The sequence below is a fragment of the uncultured Jannaschia sp. genome (assembly GCF_947494055.1).
Classification (GTDB): Bacteria; Pseudomonadota; Alphaproteobacteria; order Rhodobacterales; family Rhodobacteraceae; genus Jannaschia.
The window spans coordinates 53855-76147 of sequence record NZ_CANLTR010000002.1 but is presented as its reverse complement, the minus strand read 5'-3'; the positions used below and the strand labels follow the sequence as shown (position 1 = coordinate 76147).

The following is a 22293-nucleotide window of genomic DNA, read 5'->3' as shown; positions in this document are numbered from 1 at the left end:
CATGACGCACGTTCTGGCCATCGACCAGGGCACCACCTCCTCGCGGGCCATCGTCTTCGACGGCGAGATGAAGATCGCCGCACTGGCGCAGGAGGAGTTCCCCCAGCATTTCCCGCGGAGCGGCTGGGTCGAGCACGACCCCGCCGACCTCTGGTCCACCACCGCCGCCACCTGTCGCGCGGCGATCGAGCGGGCGAACATCCGGCCGGCCGACATCGCCGCCATCGGCATCACCAATCAGCGCGAGACGACGCTGATCTGGGACCGCAGGACGGGCCGCCCGATCCACAACGCCATCGTCTGGCAGGACCGTCGGACCGCCGGGCTCTGCGCCGAGTTACGCGAAGCGGGTCACGAAGAGGCCGTCACCGACATCACCGGCTTGCTGATCGACCCCTATTTCTGCGGCACCAAGATCCGCTGGCTTCTGGACAATGTCGACGGCGCCCGTGGGCGGGCCGAGGCAGGCGAACTGGCCTTCGGCACGGTGGATTCCTGGCTGATCTGGAACCTCACCGGCGGCGCCGTCCACGCGACGGACGCGACCAATGCGAGCCGCACCCTCCTTTACGACATCCGTGCAGGCCGCTGGTCGGCGGAGATGTGCGAGATGCTGGGCGTCCCGACCTCGCTCCTGCCCGAGGTTCGCGACACCGACGCGCAGTTCGGCACGACCCGCCCCGACCTCTTCGGCCGCGAGATCCCGATCATCGGCGTCGCCGGCGACCAGCAGGCCGCGACGATCGGGCAGGCCTGCTTCCGCCCCGGCATGGTCAAGTCGACCTACGGCACGGGTTGCTTCGCGCTCCTCAACACCGGGACGGAGCCGGTCCGGTCGCAGAACCGGCTGCTCACCACGATCGCCTACCAGTTCGACGGCCAGCCGACCTACGCGCTCGAAGGGTCGATCTTCGTGGCCGGCGCGGTCGTGCAATGGCTGCGCGACGGGCTCGGGCTGATCCGCGCGGCGGAAGAGACACAGGACCTCGCCGCACGTGCCGACCCGTCGCAGGACGTCGTCCTGGTTCCCGCGTTCACCGGCCTCGGCGCGCCGTACTGGCGCCCGGATTGCCGCGGCGCGATCTTCGGGCTGACCCGCGCCACCGGCCCGGCCGAGTTCGCCCGTGCCGCGCTGGAGAGCGTCGGCTACCAGACACGCGATCTGCTCGAGGCGATGCGTGCCGACTGGACACCGGAGGCGGACACCGCGCTGCGCGTCGACGGCGGCCTAAGTGCATCGGACTGGGCGCTGCAATTCCTCGCCGACATCCTCGACGCCCGCGTCGACCGGCCCGCCATCCTCGAGACGACCGCGCTCGGTGCGGGCTGGCTCGCCGGGCGTGGCGCGGACGTCTACCCGGAGCTCGACACTTTCGCCGGGTCCTGGTCCCTGGACCGGCAATTCACGCCGCAGATGCCGCCCGAGACCCGCGACCGGAAGCTGGCCGCGTGGAACGCCGCAATTCGAGCGGTCATTGGCACTGGAGAGTAATCTTCGTGCGCGAGCATTGTCGTTGCTACGCGTCCTGTGACGATGCACTCCAAGCGCCGGCCCGCCGGCGCCTTACCTTGCGCGAACCGGCTCGGTCGTGCTCCTGAGCCGATTGAGTCGCTAGCGCCCTGAACGAACGGGGACACGTCCAGCGCAGCGGCTTGGAGGCGCGCCTCCATCTTGCGGCGGATGCGGCCCTGACGCCTGCGGGGCCATTGCGACCGTTCTCGTTCGACAGAGGCATGCAGACCAGATCGAAGTTGTAGATTGTGCCGGGCAGGACCACGCCGGCGCGAGTAGCTTGGGCCGCGACGATCCTGTTGTCGAGATCGGCAGGACTGGCTTGTCCAGTCGTAATAGCCAAGCGGGTTGACCGCACCGACGACGACAGAGGCGCAGGTTGAGGCGCCCGGCTCGTCGTCGTGTTTCATGGCGTCGTCAAGTAGTTGGCCTGCGACGAAGCCCTGAGGCTGCGCATCGTTCTGGCGATCCAATCCGATCTGGCGATGAACTGGACGTCACCGCCGACGAGCGATCCGGGACGACAACAGCACCCGGGCTGACCCCCATTGAGCAAGACCCACCGTCGAGACCCTGATGCGCCAGTCAACCTGCACCGCTCAGCCCGGTACTGACTCAAGCACCCTTCAGTCTGCGAGCGGCCCGATGAGCGACGCCAATGCGCCGTCCGGACGCGCCGAGGCGATCACCGGCAGCCCGGCTTCGGCGGCGCGGTCGAGCGCCAGCGAGGTCGGCGCCGACATCGCGACGAGCGCGCCCAGATCGGCGCGCGCGGCCTTCTCGACCAGCTCGAATGACAGCCGAGACGTGACGAGCGCGAACAGGTCCGGAAAGGCGAACCCGGAAAGCATGCCGGCGCCGATCGCCTTGTCGAGCGCGTTGTGGCGGCCGACATCCTCGCGCATCAGGACGATCTCGCCCGATGGGTCGCAGAGCGCGGCCGCATGGGTGGCCGACGTGCGGCGCGCGAGATCCTGCAGAGTGCGGATGTGGTCGAGAGCCGCTCCGATGGCAGAGGGCGCGATGCGCATCGGGCGGGAGATCCGCGGCAAGGGAGCGGCGAGCGCTTCGAGGTTCTCCAAACCGCATAGGCCGCAGGCCGTCTCCGTGACCCGCGTTCGGGCACGCGCGAGGACGCGGGCCGTGGCGGTCGCATCGACACGCATCCGCACGATCCAGCCAAGCGAATGCCGGTGCCGGTCGATACCCGCCACCTGGTCCGCCCGGTCGATCAGGCCCTCTGCGCGCGCGAAGCCCACGGCGAATTCGTCGAGCGCGTCCGGCGTCGCCATCATCACTGCGATGCCGATACCGTTCACTTCGATCGATACGGGAACCTCCACGGCGACGTCGCGAACCTGATCGCGCGGATCGTCCTCCATCGAGATCCGGGTGAACCGAACGCGGCGCGTCAGGTCGGCGCCGTGGTCCGTGACGCGCTCGTCGAGCCCGGCTGTCACGCTCTGGTCTTTCACGGCGATCCCCCGCGGCTTGCAGAAAGTTCTGGCTTGGTATTCCGTCGAAACTACGTCACGCGAGCCGGACGTCCAGCTCCGTCCGACATTGACGAGGATCTTGAACGAGGGGACAGCGCAATGGCCGATACCGACAGACACGATCCGACGGAGCACGACGAGAACACGCCGGAATACGAGAACGCCGCCGGTGGATGGGGCTCGCTCGAGGGCATCACGCGGATCTTCGGCAAGGAATGGGACAGCGGGGACGCGGCCCGCACGCTGGCGCGTCAGAACAAGCCGGAAGGCGTGATGTGCACCTCCTGCGCGTGGGCGAAGCCGGCCAATCCGCATGCCTTCGAGTTCTGCGAGAACGGTGCCAAGGCGACGCTGCATGAATTGACCTCGCATCGGGCCGGCCCCGATTTCTTCGCGGCGCACACGTTGTCCGAGCTGCGGGACCGTCCGGATTACGAGCTCGAGCGCGAGGGGCGTCTGACCCACCCGATGCGCTACGATGCCACGCAGGATCGCTACGTGCGCGTCGAATGGGAGGAAGCCTTCGCCGCGATCGGCGCGGCGCTGAAGCGGCTCGACCCGAAATCGACGGTCTTCTACTCGTCCGGCCATGCCTCGCTCGAGGCGTCCTATCTCTACCAGCTCTTCGCGCGGCTCTACGGTCACAACAACCTGCCGCAGAGCTCGAACATGTGTCACGAGACGACGAGCGTGGGCCTCGACGAGCTGATCGGTTCGCCGGTCGGAACCTGCGTGCTCGAAGACTTCGACGAATGCGACGCGATCTTCTTCTTCGGACAGAACACCGGCTCGAACTCGCCGCGCTTCCTGCACCCGCTCAAGGCGGCGGTCGACCGGGGCTGCAAGATCGTGACCTTCAACCCGGTGCGCGAGAAGGGGCTGATCGAGTTCGTCGACCCGCAGAACCCGCTACAGATGACGGTGGGCAAGCCAACCAAGATCTCCACGCATTACTTCCAGGTCCGCCCGGGCGGCGACATCGCGGCGCTGGCCGGAATGATCCGCGTCGTCCTCGAGGCCGAGGATGCGGCGCCGCACGAGGTGCTCGACCACGACTTCATTAGCACCCACACGACCGGCTTCGACGAGATGGTCGCAGCCGTCCGGGCGATGCAATGGTCCGAGATCGAGCGGGCCTCGGGCCTGACGCAAGAGATGCTGCGGACCGCGGCGGACGTCTACCTGAACGCGCGCAAGGTGATCGGCATCTACGGCATGGGCCTGACCCAGCATGTCCACGGCTGGCAGAACCTCGGGATGCTGGTGAACTTCCTGATGCTGCGCGGCAATATCGGGCGGCCGGGCACGGGGATCTCCCCGGTGCGCGGGCATTCGAACGTGCAGGGGCAGCGGACCGTGGGCATCGCCGAGAAGCCCAAGCTCGTGCCCCTCGACAAGATGGAGAAGATGTTCGGTTTCACCGCCCCGCGCGACGAAGGACTGAACGCCGTGCATGCCTGCGAGGGGATGCTCGACGGTCGGGTGAAGGCGATGATCCTGCTCGGCGGCAACCTCGTGCGCGCACTCCCGGACCGGGAACGGATGGAGGCGGCCTGGCCCGATCTCGACCTGTCGGTCTGCATCGCCACGAAGCTGAACCGCACACACCTCTGCCCGGGAAAGGAGACCTACCTGCTTCCCTGCCTCGGGCGTCTCGAGGAAGATTTGCAGGCGACGGGGCCGCAGGCCGTCACCATCGAATGCTCGCTCAGCCACATCTACGGATCGATCGGCAAGGCCCGCGCGCCCGAGGGCGATCTGAAATCCGAGATTGACATCGTGGCGGGCTTGGCCGCTGCGACGCTGGAGCCCAACCCGAAGGTCGATTGGGCCGGCTGGACCGGTGATTACGCCCGCATCCGCGACTTGATCGAGGAGAGCTATCCGGACGATTTCCGCGACTTTAACGCCCGCATGTTCGAGCCGGGCGGCTTCTATCGCGGTAATTCCGCACGCGACCGGACGTGGCAGACGGAGAGCGGGAAAGCGGGATTCACCGCGCCGACGGTGATTTCGGCCCTGGGTGATATGGGGGGCGGCGACGTGATGACGCTCGTCACGCTGCGGTCGAACGACCAATTCAACACGACGATCTACGGCTTCTCCGACCGGTTGCGGGGCCTCGAAGGCTCGCGCGACATCGTTCTGGTCAACCGGGAGGAGATGGCCCGGCTCGGTCTCTCCAAGGGGCAGATTGTGACGCTCGTCTCGACCTACGACGACGACATAGATCGGCGCGTCAGGGGGCTGACGGTCACGCCCTACGATCTGCCCGACGGATGCGTGGCGGGTTACTATCCGGAGCTGAACCCGCTCGTGCCGCTCGCCTACCACGAGACCAAGTCACAGACGCCGGCCTATAAGGGCGCGCCGGTGCGGATCGAAGCCTGAGAGATGCTGTCGCGCTCCGGTCGCTGTCAAGCGGTCGGGGCGCGCCTGCGGAACGCAGAACGCCCGGCTTCAAGCCGGGCGTTCTGTCTTCGATAGGGACGCGGGCCCTTTACTCGGCGGATAGGTGATCCCGAAGGAACCCGGCCGTCTGCTCGATCGCAGCTTCCGTCGCGGGAGTCTTGGCCAGCGGGTTCAGCATCATGAAGTCATGCATGGTGAACTCGTAACGCGCCTGCTCGGTCGGTACGCCCGCCCGGACAAGCTTCGCCGCGAAGGCCTCGCCCTCGTCGCGCAGCACGTCGTTCGCATCGGTAATGACCAGCGCGGGCGGCAGGTCGGCCAGTTCGTCCTCGCTGTAGTTCAGCGGCGAGATCATCGGGTCCGACGCATCGGCGTCTTCCGGCAGGTAGGCGTTCCAGAACCATTCCATCGACGCCTTGCTGAGCCACGGGCCGTCGGCGAAGAGCTCGTAGGACTCGCTCGTCAGGTTCGCCGTGGTGACGGGATAGAGCATCGCGACCGCGTCGAGTTCCGGGCCTTCCTCCTTCGCCATCTGCGCCACGACGGCCACCATCTGACCGCCGACGGAATCGCCGGCCAGTGCCAGCCGCTCCGGGTCGATCCCGTACTCGCCGGCATTCTCGGCGACATGCTGGAGCACCGCGAAATCCTGCTCGAGCTGGACGGGATGCTTCTGCTCGGGGGCAGGGGCGTAATCGACGAACACCATCGCCGCGCCCGACTGGTCGGCGAGCTCGCGGATCAGCCGTTCGTGCGTGGTGAAGTTGCCGAGGATCCAGCCGCCGCCGTGGAAGTAGACCACGCCGGGCAGCGTCTCGCCCTCCGTGCCGTCGGGACGGACGACATGGACCGTGACGCTGCCCGTCGGGCCGATGTCGAGCGTCATTTCCTCGACCGAGGCGGCGGGCATCTCGACGTCCGCGCCGGTCTGCGTGTCGATGAGGACCTGCCGCGCCTCCTCCGGTGGCAGCGTGTTGATCGGCGGGGCGTCGGCGATGCTGTCGATGAAGGCTTGCGTATCGGGCGACAGCACGACCTCCCCCTCGGGCAACGTGTGCTGCTCGGCCGTCGCGGTCAGCGGCAGGGCCAGCGTAAGGCCGGCGAGCGTGGCGTAAATCGGGTTCGTCATGAAAAGGCTCTCTTGTCTAGGTTTGGCCGGAAAGGACCGGCGAAAGGGTGAGCGTTCAGGCGCTCAGGCTTTGCGCCTCGTGGCGACCTTCGGCGAACTCCTCGACGATCTTGTCGCAGAACGCCGGCAGGTCGTTCGGATTGCGGCTGGTGACGAGGCCGTGGTCGACGACCACCTCCGCGTCCGTCCAGGTGCCGCCGGCATTGCGGATATCCGTCTGCAGCGACGGATAGGAGGTGAGCTTGCGGTCGCTCAGCACGTCCGCCTCGACCAGCGTCCAGGGCCCGTGACAGATCGCGCCGACGGGTTTCGACTGCTCGAAGAAGGCGCGCACGAAGGACACGATGTCCGCATCGGCCCGCAGCTTGTCGGCACCGACCGTGCCGCCGGGAATGACGAGCCCATCGAATTCGTCGGCGGAGACCTCGCCGACCGTCTTGTCGATCTGGTATTCGCCGCCCGGATCGAGGTCACCGTTCACCGTCCTGGCGGTACCGCCTTCCAGACTGACGACGGTCACGGTGCCGCCGGCGGCCTCCACGGCCTCCTTCGGCTTGACGAATTCCGGCTCCTCCGTGCCGCGCGGCGCGACGAGGATCGCGATCTTCTTTCCATCGAGTTGCATGTCGAGCTCCATCGGCTGGTTAAGGAATGCACGTTCCAGACCAGCCGAACACGATCCGCCGACCGATGTTCCTTCACATCCGGTCGACGAGACGGGCGTGGGACACGGTATCTCCGCGGCACGGTCGCGCCGCGTCGGAAGGGTGCCGGTCGCCTGATACCGGATCGCCGCCGGCATGGCTTCGCGCTTCGACGTCGAGGCCGCGTGCAAGCTCGAATGGCCCAGTTTCATTCGCGCGATCGGCGTGCCGGGCCCATTTCGGGCGGACGAATACGCGTCCATGCCGGCCGAGCGCAGCGAGACGTTCGCACTTGCGAAACCCCCGGAGCGATTGCCAGTCCCCGGCAGCTGGACGATCGCGGCGACCGCAAAGTGACGTCCCGTGCCGCCTCTCGAACTCCGGGCGAGGCTCGCGTAAAGAACGGTGGCGGTCCGGCGCCTGAGGGTTCAGGATCGCCGGAGCGGCAGCAAGTCCGCCCTTCGCGACCGGTCTTCGCGCCGGTCGGCGGAACGTCCAACTGGGAGAATGCATGATGCCAATGAAACGTGATATCGCGACCGCGGTGCTGCTTGCGACGCTCGGCGCGTCCGCGGCAAGCGCGCAATCGCTCGTCTATTGCTCGGAAGGCTCGCCCGAAGGATTCGACCCCGCGCTCTATACCGCGGGCACGACCTTCGACGCCTCCAGCCACCCGCTCTACGACAAGCTCGTCGAGTTCAAGACCGGCACCACCGAGGTCGTGCCCGGCCTCGCCGAGAGCTGGGAAGTCTCGGACGACGGCATGACGGTCACCTTCAAGCTGCGCGAGGGCGTGCAGTTCCACTCGAACGACCAGTTCACGCCGACCCGTGACCTGAACGCCGACGACGTGATCTTCAGCTTCGACCGTCAGGGCAATTCCGAGAACCCCTACAACTCCGTCTCCGGCGGCACGTTCGAGTATTACGAGAGCATGTCGATGCCCGACCTCGTCGAGAGCATCGAGAAGGTCGACGACTACACCGTCCGCTTCAATCTCACGCGGCCCGAAGCGCCCTTCATCGCCAACATGGCGATGGATTTCGCGTCCATCCTGTCGAAGGAATATGCCGACGCGATGATGGAGGCCGGCACGCCCGAGATGCTGAACCAGCAGCCCGTCGGCACCGGCCCGTTCACCTTCCAGGCCTACCAGAAGGACGCGGTGATCCGTTACCTGCGCAACGAGGATTACTGGGGCGACCCGGCCAAGGTCGAGGCGCTGATCTTCGCGATCACGCCCGACGCTTCCGTGCGCTACCAGAAGGTGCAGGCCGGCGAGTGCCACATCATGGCCTATCCGAACCCCGCCGACGTGCAGGCGATGAAGGATGCCGAGGACATCGTCGTGATGGAGCAGGAGGGGCTCAACGTCGGCTACCTCGCCTACAACACGAACATGGAGCCGTTCGACAATCCGAACGTCCGCAAGGCCCTCAACATGGCCATCGACAAGGACGCCATCATCGACGTGGTGTTCCAGGGCTCGGGCGAGGTCGCCAAGAACCCGATTCCGCCGACCATGTGGTCCTACAACGACGCGGTCGAGGATGACGAATACGACCCCGAGGCCGCCCGCGCGATGCTCGAGGAGGAGGGCGTCACCGACCTGTCGATGAAGGTCTGGGCGATGCCGGTGCAGCGTCCGTACAACCCGAACGCCCGCCGCATGGCCGAGCTGCTCCAGGAGGATTTCGCACAGGTCGGCGTCGACGTCGAGATCGTGTCCTACGAGTGGGGGGAATATCTCGAGCGCTCCAAGGCGGAGGACCGTGACGGCGCCGTCTTGCTCGGCTGGACCGGCGACAACGGCGACCCGGACAACTTCCTCGCCGTGCTTCTGGGCTGCGACGCGGTCGGCAACTCGAACCGCGCGAACTGGTGCCACGAGCCCTTCGACGAGGTCATCCAGGAAGCCAAGACGAAGTCCACGCAGGAGGAGCGCACGCCGCTCTACGAGGAGGCGCAGGTCATCTTCAAGGAGCAGGCGCCTTGGGCCACGATCGCGCATTCGGTCGTGTTCATGACGATGCGCCCCGAAGTGGAGGGCTACGTCGTCCACCCGCTCGGCGGCCACATCTTCAACCAGGTCGGCCTGTCCGAGTAATTGTACCCTATCCGCCGGCGGCGCTTCGTGCGTCGCCGGCGGACCCATTCCGCGAGCACCCCGATGCCGGATACCCTGTCTGACCGTCTCGAACCCTACGCGCAGATCGCCCGGACCCTGGGCGTCGACGCGGTCGCGCTCGTGCCCGGCCCGAACTTCGCCCGCGTCGTGCCGCATCCCTTCTCGAGCCACGAACGCCCTTTCCTGATCGTCGTCCCCGCCGGGGCCGCCCCGGCGGCCGTTGTCCCGAACCTCGAGCTCGGCTCCTGGAACGCGATCGGGTTCGAGGGTGCCGTGTTCGACTGGCGCGATCAGGACGGCTACGTCGCGGCGTTCGACGCGCTCCTGTCGCATCTGCGGATCGCCTCGCTCGCCGTCGAGGGGCAGGTGATGCGCGTCTTCGTGCACCACGCGCTCCTCCGGGCGCAGCCGGACCTGCGGATCGTCGATGCCGAGGCCGAGATTTCCGGGCTCCGCACCGTCAAGACCGCCGGCGAACTCGACGCGCTCCGCGCCGCGATCGACGTGTCCGAACGCGCGCTGGCGCGGACGCTCGAAGGCATAAGGGCGGGACAGAGCGAGGCGGAGATCGAACGGTCGCTCGTCTCCAACCTCTTCGCGGAAGGGGCCGAGGCGCTGGCCTTCGGCCCGATCGTCGCGGCGGGCGACAATTCGGCCCGCCCCCACGCGAAGGCGCGGGCGGATTACGCGATCGCGCCCGGCGACGCGCTCCTCTTCGATTTCGGCGCGCGCGTAAGCGGCTTCGCGGCCGACATCACCCGCACCGTGTTCTTCGGCCATGCAAGCGACGAGGCGCGGGAAGTCTACGACACCGTGCTTCGCGCCAATCGGCGTGGCTTCGAGGTCACGCGCGCCGGCATCACCGCGCACGAGATCGACGACGCGGTGACCGGTGTGCTCGAAGCCTCGCCCTTCGCCGATCGCATTCGCACCAAGACCGGCCACGGCCTCGGCCGCGAGGTGCACGAGGCGCCCTACATTATGCGCGGCAACCACGCGGCACTCGACGCGGGCACCGTCTTCACCAACGAGCCCGGCCTCTACGCGCCCGGCCGGTTCGGCGTGCGGATCGAGGACGACGTGCTGGTCACCGAGGACGGCTGCGTGTCGCTCACCCAATTCCCGAAGGAGCTGACGGTGCTGCCATGCTGAACTACATCCTCGCCCGCATCCTGACCTTCGTGCCGACCTTCATCGGCGTCACGCTCATCTCCTTCGGTTTCATCCGCGCGCTGCCCGGCGATCCGATCGTCGTCATGGCGGGCGAGCGCGGCCTGACCGAAGAGCGCTATGCCGAGCTTTCGGCGCAATACGGCTTCGATCAGCCGATCTGGATACAGTTCTGGGACTACCTGACCGGCGTGCTGCGGGGCGATCTGGGCCAGTCCTTCGTCACCAAGCGACCCGTATGGGACGAGTTCTTCGCGCTGTTCCCGGCGACGCTGGAGCTGTCGATCTGCGCGATGATCTTCGCGGTCGTCCTTGGTCTGCCTGCGGGCGTCATCGCGGCGGTGAACCGGGGCAAGTTCTTCGACCGGGCGCTGATGTCGACCGCGCTGGTGGGCTACTCGATGCCGATTTTCTGGTGGGCGCTGCTCCTCATCATCGTCTTCTCGGGCATCCTGCAATGGACGCCGGTTTCGGGCCGGATCGACCTGCTTTACTTCTTCCCCGACCCGACGGGCTTCATGCTGATCGACAGCCTCGCATCCGGCCAGTCCGGTGCGTTCCTCTCCGCGGTGCGTCACCTGCTGCTGCCGACGATCGTGCTGGGTACCATTCCGCTCGCCGTGATCGCGCGGCAGACGCGGTCGGCCATGCTCGAAGTGCTGGGCGAGGACTACATCCGCACCGCCCGCGCCAAGGGCCTCGCGCCCGGCCGGATCAACGGCATCCACGCGCTGCGCAACGCGCTGATCCCCGTCATCACCGTGATCGGCCTGTCGGTCGGCACGCTCCTCGCCGGCGCGATCCTGACCGAGACGATCTTCTCCTGGCCCGGCATCGGCAAGTGGATGGTCGATTCCATCTTCCGGCGGGACTATCCTGTTGTGCAGGGCGGGTTGCTCCTCATCGCCGTGATGGTGATGCTGGTGAACCTGACCGTCGACATGCTCTACGGCGTCATCAACCCCAAGATCAGGAAGCGCTGATGGACGAGGCCCTTTCCGCCGAAGCCGCGATGGTCGAGGAACGCCCCGGCCGCCTGCGTGAGTTCTGGTTCTACTTCCGGGAGAACCGGGGCGCTGTGATCGGCCTGTCGATCTTCGCCGTCTTCGCATTCCTCGCGCTGTTCGGCCCCTGGATCGCGCCGCACGACCCGACCGCGCAGTTCCGCAGCGCGACGCTCCAGCCGCCCGTCTGGCAAGCCGGCGGGGAATGGCGCTTCTTCCTCGGGACCGACCCGCTCGGCCGCGACTTGCTCTCGCGTCTGATCGTCGGCGCGCGGTTCTCCTTCTTCGTCGGTGTCGTCGTCGTCGCCATCGCGGCCACGGGCGGCATCCTCATGGGCCTCGTGGCCGGGTTTGCGCCACGCTGGCTCGACGCGATCATCATGCGGATCATGGACATCATCCTGGCCTTCCCGTCGCTCCTCCTCGCGCTGGTGCTGGTCGCGGTGCTGGGGCCGTCGCTCCTGAACGCGATGATCGCCATCGCCATCGTGCTCCAGCCGCATTACGTCCGCCTCACCCGCGCAAGCGTCATGTCCGAGCGTCAGAAGGACTACGTCACCTCGGCCAGGGTGGTCGGCGCCGGTTACTTCCGGCTGATGTTCGTGACCGTCCTGCCGAATTGCCTTGCGCCGATCATCGTGCAGGCCGCGCTCTCCTTCTCGACCGCGATCCTCGACGCCGCCGCGCTCGGCTTCCTCGGCATGGGGGCGCAGCCGCCGACGCCGGAATGGGGCACGATGCTGGCCGAGGCGCGCGAGTTCATCCTGCGCGCCTGGTGGGTCGTGACCTTCCCCGGCCTCGCCATCCTCGTCACCGTGCTGGCGATCAACCTGATGGGCGACGGGCTGCGCGACGCGCTCGACCCCAAGCTGAAACGGAGCTGACCGTCATGTCGCTACTCCGCATCCGCAATCTCAGCGTCGACTTCGCCACGGCCTCGGGCAAGTTCCGTGCCGTCGATTCCGTCGATCAGGACGTCGATGCCGGCGAGATCCTCGCCGTCGTCGGGGAGAGCGGCTCCGGCAAGTCCGTCTCCATGCTGGCGCTGATGGGCCTGCTTCCCTGGACGGCGACGGTGACGGCCGACGAGATGACGTTCGACGGCCAGGACCTGCTGCGGATCGGGGCCAGGGCGCGCCGGCGGATCATCGGCAACGACCTCGCGATGATCTTCCAGGAGCCGATGTCGTCGCTCAACCCCTGCTTCCCCGTCGGCTGGCAGATCAAGGAGGCCCTGCGCTTCCACCTCGGCCTCGGCCGGCGCGCGCGGCACGCCCGCGCGATCGAGCTCTTCGAGCAGGTCGGCATCCCCGACCCCGAGCGTCGCCTCTCGGCCTTCCCGCACCAGCTTTCCGGAGGCATGAACCAGCGCGTGATGATCGCCATGGCGATCGCCTGCCGGCCGAAGCTCTTGATCGCGGACGAGCCGACGACCGCGCTCGACGTGACGATCCAGGCGCAGATCCTCGACCTGCTGGCCGGATTGAGGAAGGACACGGGAATGGGCCTCGTCCTCATCACGCACGACATGGGCGTGGTGGCGGAGACGGCGGAACGGGTGAGCGTGCAATATGCCGGCCAGAAGGTCGAGGAGCAGCCGGTCGTGCCGCTCTTCGACAGCCCGCACCACCCCTATACGGCCGCGCTCCTCGACGCGCTGCCCGAGCGGGCGACGGAACGGCGGCTGCCGACCATCCCCGGCGTCGTGCCGGGGCAGTTCGACCGCCCGAAGGGATGTCTCTTCTCGCCGCGCTGCAAGTTCGCCGACGCCAGGTGCCGGGCGGAGCCGCCGCCGCCCCTCGGCCCCGATCTGGGCTACGCGCGTTGCTTCTACCCACGCAACACCGACCAGAGGATCGCCTCGTGAACGCCCCCGTCATGACCGCCCGCGCGCTCGAACGCCATTACGAGGTCCGCGGCGGGTTCCTGCGGCAGAGCCGGACGCTTCGTGCCCTCGGCGGGGTCGATTTCGACCTCTATGCCGGCAAGACCCTCGCCGTCGTGGGCGAAAGCGGCTGCGGCAAGTCCACGCTCGCCCGCGTCGTCACGATGATCGAGGCGCCGACAGCGGGCCGGCTGACGCTCGACGGCAAGGATGTCCGGCCGGAGGATTGGGCGAGCTTGCGCGCCTCGGTCCAGATCGTCTTCCAGGACCCCTACGGCTCGCTCAACCCGCGACAACGGGTGGGCCAGATCCTGATGGAGCCGCTCGTCATCAACCGCCCGAAGATGTCGAAGGCCAAGCGCGAGGAGAAGGCGCGCGAGATGCTGCGCCTCGTCGGCTTGCGTCCCGAGCATTTCGACCGCTACCCGCACATGTTCTCCGGCGGGCAGCGCCAGCGGATCGCGGTGGCCCGCGCGCTGATGCTCGACCCGAAGGTTCTGGTGCTGGACGAGCCGGTCTCCGCGCTCGACCTGTCGATCCAGTCGGCGATCCTGAACCTCCTCGTCGACCTGCAGGAGCGGCTGGATCTGGCCTACCTCTTCATCAGCCACGACCTGAGCGTCGTCCGCCACGTCGCCGACGACGTGATCGTCATGTATCTCGGCCGCGCGGTCGAGCGGGGGACGAAGGACGCGGTGTTCGGCGCGCCGAAGCATCCCTACGCCAAGGCGCTTCTCTCGGCGACGCCGAAGGCCGATCCGCGGGGCCAGAAGGAGCGCATCCAGCTACAGGGGGAGCTGCCGTCGCCGCTCGCCATCCCGGACGGATGCCCGTTCGCGCCGCGTTGCTGGAAGACGCAGGAGAAGTGCCGGCAGGTCCGCCCGGAACTCGACGACAGCGATCATCCCGCAGCCTGTTTCTTCCCGGAGAACTGATCGCGGCCGGGATCGTGGCGCACGTCGCTTGACAGGGCGGCGCGGACGGAAAAGCGTCGGCCGACCGAGGAGGCCCGATGTCCGACGATCCCCTGCTGCAACCCTACCGGCTGAAGCATCTGACGCTGAAGAACCGGCTCATGCTGACGAGCCATGAACCGGCCTATGCCGAGGACGGGATGCCGAAGGAGCGCTACCGCGCCTATCACGCCGAACGCGCGCGGGGCGGGGTCGCGCTGACCATGACGGCGGGCTCGGCCTCCGTGTCCCGCGACAGCCCGCCGGCCTTCAACAACATCCTCGCCTGGAAGGACGAGGTCGTGGGCTGGATGCGCGCGCTCGCCGACGAATGCCACGACCACGGCTGCGCGGTGATGATCCAGCTCACCCATCTGGGCCGCCGAACGCGGTACGACGCGGGCGACTGGCTGCCCTCGGTCGCCGCCGGCGCCTACCGGGAGCCTGCGCACCGTGCCGTCCCGAAGGTCGTCGAGGCGTGGGACATCGCGCGGATCATCCGCGACTACGCTGACGCCGCCGAGCGGATGCAGGCGGCCGGGCTCGACGGAATCGAGCTCGAATCCTACGGCCATTTCATGGACCAGTTCTGGTCGCCCGCGCTCAACGACCTGGGCGCGCCGTGGGGCGGCGACCTCGACGCCCGGATGCATTTCGCGATGGAAACGCTGCGCGCCGTGCGCGACCGGGTCGGGCCGGATTTCATCGTCGGCATCCGCTATGCCGGGGACGAGGCGATGCCGGGCGGCGTCACCAAGGCGGAGGGGCTTGAGATCTCGCGCCGCCTGACCGAGAGCGGGCTCGTCGATTTCCTCAACGTCATCCGCGGCCATATCGACACCGACGCCGCACTGACCGACGTGATCCCGGTGCAGGGCATGCGCAGCGCGCCGCATCTCGATTTCGCGGGCGAGATCCGCGCGGCTACCGGCCTGCCGACCTTCCACGCCGCGCGCATCCAGGACGTCGCCACCGCCCGCCACGCCGTCGCCACAGGCAAGCTCGACATGGTGGGCATGACCCGCGCCCACATTGCCGAGCCCCACATAATCGGGAAGATCCTGCGCGGGGAGGAGGACCGCATCCGCCCCTGCGTCGGCGCGAATTATTGTCTGGACCGCATCTATCAGGGCGGCGCGGCGCTCTGCATCCACAACCCGTCGACCGGGCGCGAACTGGAGCAGCCGCAGGAGATCGCGCCGGCGGAGGCGGCGCGCCGCGTGGTGATCGTCGGCGCCGGTCCCGGCGGGCTCGAAGCCGCGCGCGTCGCGGCGCTGCGCGGGCACGAGGTGATCGTCCACGAGGCCGCGAACGATCCGGGCGGTCAAGTGCGTCTGACCGCGCAGACCCCGCGCCGGTCGGAGATGATGTCGCTCGTCGACTGGCGTGTCGCCGAATGCGAGCGACTGGGCGTGACGTTCCGCTACAACAGCTTCGCCGAGGGCGAAGAGGTGCGGGCCGACGCGCCCGATGTCGTGATCGTCGCGACCGGCGGCCTGCCGCATACGGAGCTTCTGGCGGAGGGCAACGACCGCGTCGTGTCGAGCTGGGACATAATCTCGGGCGACGTGCGGCCCGGCGCGAACGTGCTGATCTGGGACGAGGCGGGCGATCAGGCGGGGCTACAGGCGGCCGAGCGGATCGCGGAGACGGGCGGAGCGGTCGAGATCGTCACCCGTGACCGCACCTTCGCCCCCGAGGTGATGGGCATGTCGCTCACGCCGGCCATGCGGCAGCTGCAGAAGCACGACGTGACCTTCACGGTCACCTGGAAGCTCGACGCGGTCGCACCGGAGGGCAACGCGCTCCGCGCGACGCTGGGCTCCGATTACGGCGGGGTCACGCGCACGCGTCAGGTGGATCAGGTCGTGGTGAACGGCGGCACGCGGCCCTTCGACGAGGTCTATTTCGACCTGCGGGACGGGTCCAGCAACCTGGGCGAGGTCGATCACAACGCGCTCATCGCTGGCATGCCGCAGCGGATCGCCCGCAATCCCGCCGGCGCCTACCAACTCTTCCGCATCGGCGACGCGGTCTCTCCGCGCAACACCCATGCCGCGATCTACGACGCGCTCCGGCTCCTGCGAACGGTCTGAGCGTCGCCACGGAAGCCAGAAACCCCTTGCGGAGCGGGCCCATCTGCGGAGAACATGCCGCCACATATCCGCGCGACCGGAGGCCGGGCCCGTCCCGGGGTCGCGTCACAGGGAGGACATCATGGGTATTCTGAAAGCCGCGCTGCGCGGCTCCGTCATCGCATCGGCCGTCGCCGCCGCGCCGCTCACGGCGGGCGCGCAGGAATTCATCAACGTCCTGACGGGCGGCACCTCGGGCGTGTACTACCCGATGGGCGTCGGCCTGTCGGACATCTACGGCAACGGGATCGAGGGCGCGCGCACGCAGGTGCAGTCCACCAAGGCCTCCGTCGAGAACCTGAACCTGCTGCAGCAGGGCCGGGGCGAGATCGCCTTCTCGCTCGGCGACAGCGTCGCGCTGGCGTGGGAGGGCGACGCGGATGCGGGCTTCCCCGAGAAGCTCGACCAGCTGCGCGGGATCGCGGGCATCTACTCGAACTACATCCAGCTCGTCGCGCTGGAGGAGAGCGGGGCGGCGACGCTCTCGGATCTCGCCGGCATGGGCGTCTCGGTGGGCGCGCCGGCCTCGGGCACGGAGCTCAACGCGCGCGCGATCCTCGAGGCGGCGGGCATGTCCTACGACGATCTCGGCAAGGTCGAGTACCTGCCCTTCGCCGAGTCGGTCGAGCTGATGAAGAACCGCCAGCTCGACGCGACGCTGCAATCGGCGGGGCTCGGCGTGGCCTCGATCCGCGACCTGTCCTCCTCCGTGCCGATCACCGTGGTGGAGATCCCCGCCGATATCGCCGAGAGCCTCGGCGCGCCCTACCAGGCGGCGACGATTCCCGCCGGCACCTATGACGGGCAGGAGGCGGACGTGGCCACGGTGTCGATCCCGAACTTCCTCGTCACCCATGCCGACGTCTCCGACGAGACGGCCTACCAGATGACGAAGCTGTTGTTCGAGAACCTGGAAACGCTCGCATCCTCGCATCAGGCCGCGACGCAGATCTCGATCGACGCGGCGCTCGACGGCATGCCGATCCCGCTGCATCCGGGCGCGGAGCGCTACTACCGCGAGCAGGGCCTCCTCCAGGAGTGATCTGACCGCTACAAGTCAGGACGCCGCGCATCCGTGCGGCGTCCGTTCCGTCTTCGTCCCGGACCCGAGCCATGACCGATGCCGCCGCTCCGCCGGTGCCACAGGAATCCCACGGCGTAAGCTTTCCCGAAGGCTTCGTCGGCCGCGCGCTCTTCTGGGTCGCGGTCCTGTTCTCGGTGTTCCAGATCGCGACCGCCGGTCACCTCATCGACATGCCGAGCCAGATCGTCCGCGCGGTCCACGTGGGCTTCCTGATGTTCCTCACCTTTCCGCTCGTCGCCTACGCGAAGGGCGGGGGCGCGCTCCGCCCGCTCGCCTGGGCGTTCGCGCTCGCGGGGGTCGCGGTCGCGGCCTACCAATGGGTCGAGTACAACGACCTGATCCTGCGCGCCGGCCGGCCGCTGACGACCGACATCGTGATGGGGGTCGTGGCCCTCGTCACCGTCTTCGCGGCCGCCTACGCGATGATGGGGATCGCGCTGCCGATCATCTCGGGCGTATTCCTCGGCTATTGCCTGTTCGGGCAATACCTGCCGTTCCCGCTGCAGCACCGCGGCTACGCCTTCGAGCAGGTCATCGACCACATGACCTACGGGACCGAGGGCATCTACGGCATCCCGATCTACGTCTCCTCGACCTACATCTTCCTGTTCATCCTGTTCGGTTCGTTCCTCGAGCGGGCCGGGATGATCAAGCTCTTCACCGACGTCTCGATGGGCCTCTTCGGTCACCGGCAGGGGGGCGCGGCCAAGGTCTCGGTCGTCTCGTCGGGCCTGATGGGCACCATCTCCGGCTCGGGCGTGGCCAACGTCGTCACGACGGGGCAGTTCACGATCCCGCTGATGAAGCGCTTCGGCTACCGAGCCGAATTCGCGGGGGGCGTCGAATCCACCGCCTCGATGGGTGGACAGATCATGCCCCCGGTCATGGGCGCGGTCGCCTTTATCATGGCCGAGACGCTGGACGTTCCTTACGTCGAGGTCGTAAAGGCCGCGCTCGTCCCGGCGATCCTGTACTTCGCCTCGGCCTTCTGGATCGTGCATCTCGAGGCCGGACGCCACGGCCTGAGGGGATTACCGGCGGCCGATCTGCCCTCGCCGCTGCGGGCGCTGAAGGACGGCTGGATGCTGCTTCTGCCGCTCGGCGTCCTCGTCTACCTCCTGTTCGGCGGCTACACGCCGCTCTTCGCGGGGACCGTTGGCCTCGGCCTGACTGTCCTGTTGATTCTCGGCGGCTCGATCGTCCTCGGGCTGCCGTCCCGCGCCGTCCGCGGCGTGTTCTGGATCGCGCTCGGCCTCGTCGCGGCGGCGTTCCTCGAATACGGGACATGGCTGCTCGTGATCGCGGTCGCGGTGCTGATCGCCATCTGCGCCGTCTCGCACGGCGGGCGGGAGACGCTGGCCCTCTGCCGCGACAGCCTCGCCGAGGGCGCGCGCACCGCGCTGCCGGTGGGTGTCGCCTGCGCGCTCGTCGGCGTCATCATCGGGACGATGACCCTGACCGGGGCGGCCAACACGTTCGGGCAGTTCATCGTCGCCATCGGGCAGGACAACCTGTTCCTCTCGCTCGTCCTTACGATGATCACCTGCATCTTCCTCGGCATGGGGATTCCGACGATCCCGAACTACATCATCACCTCCTCGATCGCGGGGCCGGCGCTGCTGCAGCTCGGCGTGCCGCTGATCGTCAGCCACATGTTCGTCTTCTATTTCGGCATCCTCGCCGACCTCACCCCGCCCGTGGCGCTCGCCTGCTTCGCCGCCGCCCCGATCGCCAGGGCCAGCGGGCTGCGCATCTCGATGGAGGCCATCAAGGTCGCCGCCGCCGGCTTCGTGATCCCCTTCATGGCGGTCTACACCCCCGTCCTGATGCTGCAGCCCGGCGGCCCGCTGGCCGACGCGATCGGGTTCTGGCCGGCCGTGGCCTACGTGATCGCCAAGACCGCGCTCTCCATCGCGCTCTGGGGACTGGCGGTGATCGGATGGCTCGGCACGCGGCTCGGCTGGCCCGTCCGCGCGCTCGCGATGGTCGCGGCGTTCACGCTCATCGCGTCGCTGCCGCTGACCGACGAGATCGGTTTCGCGCTGGCCGCCCTGACCGGGGGCCTGATCTGGTTCCGCAACCGTGCGGTCGCCCCGGCGTGAGCAGCGCCTGCCTGATGCTGGGCGCGACGCTCCTCCACCTCGCCGCGCCGGACTTCACGCTCCGCTGGACCCATTCGGTCGAGCGGACGGAATGGGTCGAGCGCTGGACCATCGCGGGCGATCACCTCACGCTGCGGAGCGCGGCGGTTCGCGGCTCGGGCGCGGGGATGGAGCCGGGGCCGGACGCGGTCCTGCGGGACGGCTGGTGGGTCAGCCCGGGCGGGCTCGACGTGCCGGCGCTGCATCTCGCGGCGTCCGGTGCGACCACGGGGGGCTGGACCCTCTGCGCCGACGGGACCTGTCGTGAACTCGGCGCCGCGCCCGGCGGGCCGCTGCGTATCGCGCCTTGCGGAGCGTCAGCCATCGATTGAGCCCGGCCGGCCCCCGAAGTAGGGATCGGAGGCAGCCACGGGGAGACCGCATATGAAACGTTCCGACATCAACCGCATCATGGCCCAGGCCGCCGAGATGATCGCGGCGAACGGCTTCGCCCTGCCGCCCTTCGCGCATTGGTCCCCCGAGGAGTTCGCCGCCCGCAAGGACGCGGCGCGGCACGTGATCGACGCGCGCTGCGGCTGGGACATCACCGATTTCGGCGCCGGCCGCTACGACGAGATGGGGCTGTTCCTCTTCACCCTGCGCAACGGCCTCCTCGCGGACCTGCAGAAGGGCGGCGGCATGTGTTACGCCGAAAAGCTCCTCATCTCCGCCGAGAACCAGCTGAGTCCGATGCACACGCATCTCCTCAAGGCCGAGGACATCATCAACCGCGGCGGCGCGACGCTGGCGGTGGAACTCTACGGCTCCGATGAGGCCGGCCGCTTCGACGAGGGCGCGGGCGGCACCGTCTGGTGCGACGGCATCCGCCGCGACTACGCGCCCGGAGACCGGCTGCACCTCGCGCCGGGCGAGAGCGTCACGCTGCGTCCCGGCGACTGGCACGCGTTCTGGGGCGAGGGCGGGGACGTGCTGATCGGCGAGGTCTCGACGGTGAACGACGACGAGACCGACAACATCTACCGTGACCCGATCGGCCGTTTCTCCGAGATCGAGGAAGACGTTGCACCGACCCATCTTCTCGTCAGCGACTACGCGACCTGGCTCACCTGAGGCGGGACCCTTCCGCCAGGGGGGATCGGACTCCGCCCTCGAAGCAACCGGGGCCATCAGGTCGCGCATCCTGCCGGCAAGCGATCAGGGTGGCGTCGCCGCGCCGGCGCACCTAGCGTCGTGGCGTGAGCGCGCGGAGGCAGGCGAATGGAACACGGAGCACTCGACCTTCCCGACGACCCGCGCCTCGCCGGCAACATCGCCCATTTCGCGGCGGCGCTGCGCCGGGCCGGGCTGCCGGCCGGGCCGGACCGCCTGATCCTCGCCACGCGCGCTGTGGCCGCGGCGGGCTTCACCGACCGCGCCGACTTCTACCATGCGCTCGAAGCCGTCTTCGTGCGCCGGCCCGAACACCGCGCGACCTTCGCGCAGATGTTCCGCCTCTACTGGCGCGACCCGCGCTTCCTCGAACACATGATGGCCCTGCTCACCCCGACCATGCGCGGCGTGCAGGAGGCGCGCGCGCCGCGTCCGGCCGAGAAGCGGGCGGCCGAGGCGTTGCTCGATCAGGCACCGCCCGTAGAGCAGGGCGAGACCTCCGAGGCGCCCGTCCTCGAAATCGACGCAACGGCGACGGCGAGCGGGCGCGAACGGTTGCGGACGCTCGACTTCGAGCAGATGTCGACCGCCGAGATGGCGACGGCGAAACGGATGCTCGCGACGCTGCGCCTGCCAATGCCGCCGATTCCGTCGCGCCGAAACGCCCCCGCCGGTACGGGCCGGGTCGACCGGCGAGCCACGCTGCGGGCCGCGTTGCGGTCCGGCGAGCTATACGAACTTCGTCGCGCAACGCCCCGTATTCGCTGGCCGAACCTCGTTGCCCTCTGCGATATCTCCGGTTCGATGTCGTCCTATTCCCGCGTGCTCCTGCACTTCCTGCACGCCGTCTCCAACCGTCAGGGAGAGGGTTGGGCACAGGTCCATGCCTTCACCTTCGGCACGCGCCTGACCAACGTCACGCGCCACCTCGCCACGCGCGACGTCGACGCCGCCCTCGCCGCCGCCGGGGCCGAAGCGCAGGATTGGGAGGGCGGCACGCGGATCGGCGAGGCGCTCCATGCCTTCAACCGCGACTGGTCCCGACGGGTGACGGGCGCGGGGGCCGTCGTGCTGCTCGTCACGGACGGGCTCGATCGTGGCGATCCGGATTTGCTCGCGCGCGCCGCCGAGCGCCTGCACCTGAGTGCGCGCCGCGTGATCTGGCTGAACCCGCTGCTGCGCTTCGAAGGATTCGCGCCCCGCGCCACGGGCATTCGTGCCCTGCTGCCGCATGTCGACACGCTGCGCGCGGGTCATTCGATCGCGGCGCTCGAAGGACTGGCCGACGCGTTGTCCCGCCCGGACGATCCAGGCGCGATGCAGCGGATGCGACGTCACGGAAAGTCGGGGATCTCAGATCGTTAACCAATGGCGGGCGGTCATTGGCCGACGTCGGCCTGTTATCGCATAACAGCCCCGTGATTTGGAACTGCGCCCGGTGGATGGGGTTGGAAGTGACCGCGACCGCTCGACCGATCGCACAGGATTC

General features: G+C 68.3%; 18 protein-coding genes. 15 read left to right on the top strand and 3 right to left on the bottom strand.

The window, feature by feature from the left end; translation table 11 throughout:
- The first annotated feature begins 1 nt into the window (after position 1).
- A complete protein-coding gene (gene glpK / locus Q1A87_RS02385) occupies positions 2–1492 on the top strand; it encodes a glycerol kinase GlpK (RefSeq protein ID WP_299646693.1) in 1491 nt (496 codons plus the stop codon).
- Between the two features lie 647 nt (positions 1493–2139).
- On the opposite strand, the gene fdhD is transcribed toward glpK, so the two are convergent.
- Positions 2140–2988: a formate dehydrogenase accessory sulfurtransferase FdhD gene (gene fdhD, locus Q1A87_RS02380; protein WP_299646691.1), complete on the bottom strand. Its 849-nt coding sequence runs from the start codon at positions 2986–2988 to the stop codon at positions 2140–2142.
- Positions 2989–3108: 120 nt separating this feature from the next.
- Here fdhD and Q1A87_RS02375 point away from each other — a divergent pair, with 120 nt between their 5' ends.
- A complete protein-coding gene (locus tag Q1A87_RS02375; RefSeq protein ID WP_299646689.1) occupies positions 3109–5400 on the top strand; it encodes an FdhF/YdeP family oxidoreductase in 2292 nt (763 codons plus the stop codon).
- Between the two features lie 109 nt (positions 5401–5509).
- Here Q1A87_RS02375 and Q1A87_RS02370 read toward each other — a convergent pair whose 3' ends face one another.
- Positions 5510–6550, bottom strand: a complete 1041-nt coding sequence (locus Q1A87_RS02370; RefSeq protein ID WP_299646687.1) for an alpha/beta hydrolase — start codon at positions 6548–6550, stop codon at positions 5510–5512.
- A gap of 55 nt (positions 6551–6605) precedes the next feature.
- Entirely contained in the window at positions 6606–7175 is a 570-nt protein-coding gene (locus Q1A87_RS02365) for a type 1 glutamine amidotransferase domain-containing protein (RefSeq protein WP_299646685.1), read from the bottom strand.
- Between the two features lie 175 nt (positions 7176–7350).
- Here Q1A87_RS02365 and Q1A87_RS02360 point away from each other — a divergent pair, with 175 nt between their 5' ends.
- From Q1A87_RS02360 to Q1A87_RS02300, 13 genes are all read left to right on the top strand, one after another.
- Positions 7351–7551: a hypothetical protein gene (locus Q1A87_RS02360; RefSeq protein ID WP_299646683.1), complete on the top strand. Its 201-nt coding sequence runs from the start codon at positions 7351–7353 to the stop codon at positions 7549–7551.
- Between the two features lie 157 nt (positions 7552–7708).
- Complete coding sequence (locus Q1A87_RS02355; protein ID WP_299647096.1) at positions 7709–9301, top strand: ABC transporter substrate-binding protein; 1593 nt, start codon at positions 7709–7711, stop codon at positions 9299–9301.
- Between the two features lie 63 nt (positions 9302–9364).
- Positions 9365–10474, top strand: coding sequence for a Xaa-Pro peptidase family protein (locus tag Q1A87_RS02350; protein ID WP_299646681.1), 1110 nt, complete (start codon positions 9365–9367; stop codon positions 10472–10474).
- A complete protein-coding gene (locus Q1A87_RS02345; protein WP_299646679.1) occupies positions 10468–11475 on the top strand; it encodes an ABC transporter permease subunit in 1008 nt (335 codons plus the stop codon). Before Q1A87_RS02350 ends, Q1A87_RS02345 begins: the two co-directional genes overlap by 7 nt.
- A complete protein-coding gene (locus Q1A87_RS02340) occupies positions 11475–12380 on the top strand; it encodes an ABC transporter permease subunit (RefSeq protein WP_299646677.1) in 906 nt (301 codons plus the stop codon). The genes Q1A87_RS02345 and Q1A87_RS02340 overlap by 1 nt, the downstream gene beginning before the upstream one ends.
- Positions 12381–12385: 5 nt before the next feature.
- Positions 12386–13363, top strand: a complete 978-nt coding sequence (locus Q1A87_RS02335; RefSeq protein ID WP_299646675.1) for an ABC transporter ATP-binding protein — start codon at positions 12386–12388, stop codon at positions 13361–13363.
- Positions 13360–14316: a dipeptide ABC transporter ATP-binding protein gene (locus Q1A87_RS02330; protein WP_299646673.1), complete on the top strand. Its 957-nt coding sequence runs from the start codon at positions 13360–13362 to the stop codon at positions 14314–14316. Before Q1A87_RS02335 ends, Q1A87_RS02330 begins: the two co-directional genes overlap by 4 nt.
- 77 nt (positions 14317–14393) lie before the next feature.
- A complete protein-coding gene (locus Q1A87_RS02325) occupies positions 14394–16430 on the top strand; it encodes an NADH:flavin oxidoreductase (protein ID WP_299646671.1) in 2037 nt (678 codons plus the stop codon).
- Between the two features lie 121 nt (positions 16431–16551).
- Positions 16552–17511: a TAXI family TRAP transporter solute-binding subunit gene (locus Q1A87_RS02320; protein ID WP_299646669.1), complete on the top strand. Its 960-nt coding sequence runs from the start codon at positions 16552–16554 to the stop codon at positions 17509–17511.
- 71 nt (positions 17512–17582) lie between these two features.
- Positions 17583–19655, top strand: coding sequence for a TRAP transporter permease (locus Q1A87_RS02315; RefSeq protein WP_299646667.1), 2073 nt, complete (start codon positions 17583–17585; stop codon positions 19653–19655).
- A 14-nt stretch (positions 19656–19669) separates the two neighbouring features.
- On the top strand, positions 19670–20026 hold the full coding sequence (locus tag Q1A87_RS02310) for a DUF1850 domain-containing protein (protein WP_299647093.1): 357 nt from the start codon (positions 19670–19672) through the stop codon (positions 20024–20026).
- Between the two features lie 52 nt (positions 20027–20078).
- Positions 20079–20765, top strand: coding sequence for a D-lyxose/D-mannose family sugar isomerase (locus tag Q1A87_RS02305; RefSeq protein ID WP_299646665.1), 687 nt, complete (start codon positions 20079–20081; stop codon positions 20763–20765).
- A 147-nt stretch (positions 20766–20912) separates the two neighbouring features.
- Entirely contained in the window at positions 20913–22169 is a 1257-nt protein-coding gene (locus Q1A87_RS02300) for a VWA domain-containing protein (protein ID WP_299646663.1), read from the top strand.
- Positions 22170–22293 lie beyond the last annotated feature (124 nt).

Excerpts from the sequence above, each read along its gene's own strand:
- Q1A87_RS02355 (WP_299647096.1), top strand. The coding sequence starts at position 7,709 with ATGCCAATGAAACGTGATATCGCGACCGCGGTGCTGCTTGCGACGCTC.
- Q1A87_RS02320 (WP_299646669.1), top strand. The coding sequence starts at position 16,552 with ATGGGTATTCTGAAAGCCGCGCTGCGCGGCTCCGTCATCGCATCGGCC.
- Q1A87_RS02350 (WP_299646681.1), top strand. The coding sequence starts at position 9,365 with ATGCCGGATACCCTGTCTGACCGTCTCGAACCCTACGCGCAGATCGCC.
- Q1A87_RS02300 (WP_299646663.1), top strand. The coding sequence starts at position 20,913 with ATGGAACACGGAGCACTCGACCTTCCCGACGACCCGCGCCTCGCCGGC.
- Q1A87_RS02315 (WP_299646667.1), top strand. The coding sequence starts at position 17,583 with ATGACCGATGCCGCCGCTCCGCCGGTGCCACAGGAATCCCACGGCGTA.
- Q1A87_RS02310 (WP_299647093.1), top strand. The coding sequence starts at position 19,670 with ATGCTGGGCGCGACGCTCCTCCACCTCGCCGCGCCGGACTTCACGCTC.
- Q1A87_RS02325 (WP_299646671.1), top strand. The coding sequence starts at position 14,394 with ATGTCCGACGATCCCCTGCTGCAACCCTACCGGCTGAAGCATCTGACG.
- Q1A87_RS02335 (WP_299646675.1), top strand. The coding sequence starts at position 12,386 with ATGTCGCTACTCCGCATCCGCAATCTCAGCGTCGACTTCGCCACGGCC.
- Q1A87_RS02340 (WP_299646677.1), top strand. The coding sequence starts at position 11,475 with ATGGACGAGGCCCTTTCCGCCGAAGCCGCGATGGTCGAGGAACGCCCC.
- Q1A87_RS02375 (WP_299646689.1), top strand. The coding sequence starts at position 3,109 with ATGGCCGATACCGACAGACACGATCCGACGGAGCACGACGAGAACACG.
- glpK (WP_299646693.1), top strand. The coding sequence starts at position 2 with ATGACGCACGTTCTGGCCATCGACCAGGGCACCACCTCCTCGCGGGCC.
- Q1A87_RS02360 (WP_299646683.1), top strand. The coding sequence starts at position 7,351 with ATGGCTTCGCGCTTCGACGTCGAGGCCGCGTGCAAGCTCGAATGGCCC.
- Q1A87_RS02305 (WP_299646665.1), top strand. The coding sequence starts at position 20,079 with ATGAAACGTTCCGACATCAACCGCATCATGGCCCAGGCCGCCGAGATG.
- Q1A87_RS02370 (WP_299646687.1), bottom strand. The coding sequence starts at position 6,550 with ATGACGAACCCGATTTACGCCACGCTCGCCGGCCTTACGCTGGCCCTG.
- Q1A87_RS02365 (WP_299646685.1), bottom strand. The coding sequence starts at position 7,175 with ATGCAACTCGATGGAAAGAAGATCGCGATCCTCGTCGCGCCGCGCGGC.
- Q1A87_RS02345 (WP_299646679.1), top strand. The coding sequence starts at position 10,468 with ATGCTGAACTACATCCTCGCCCGCATCCTGACCTTCGTGCCGACCTTC.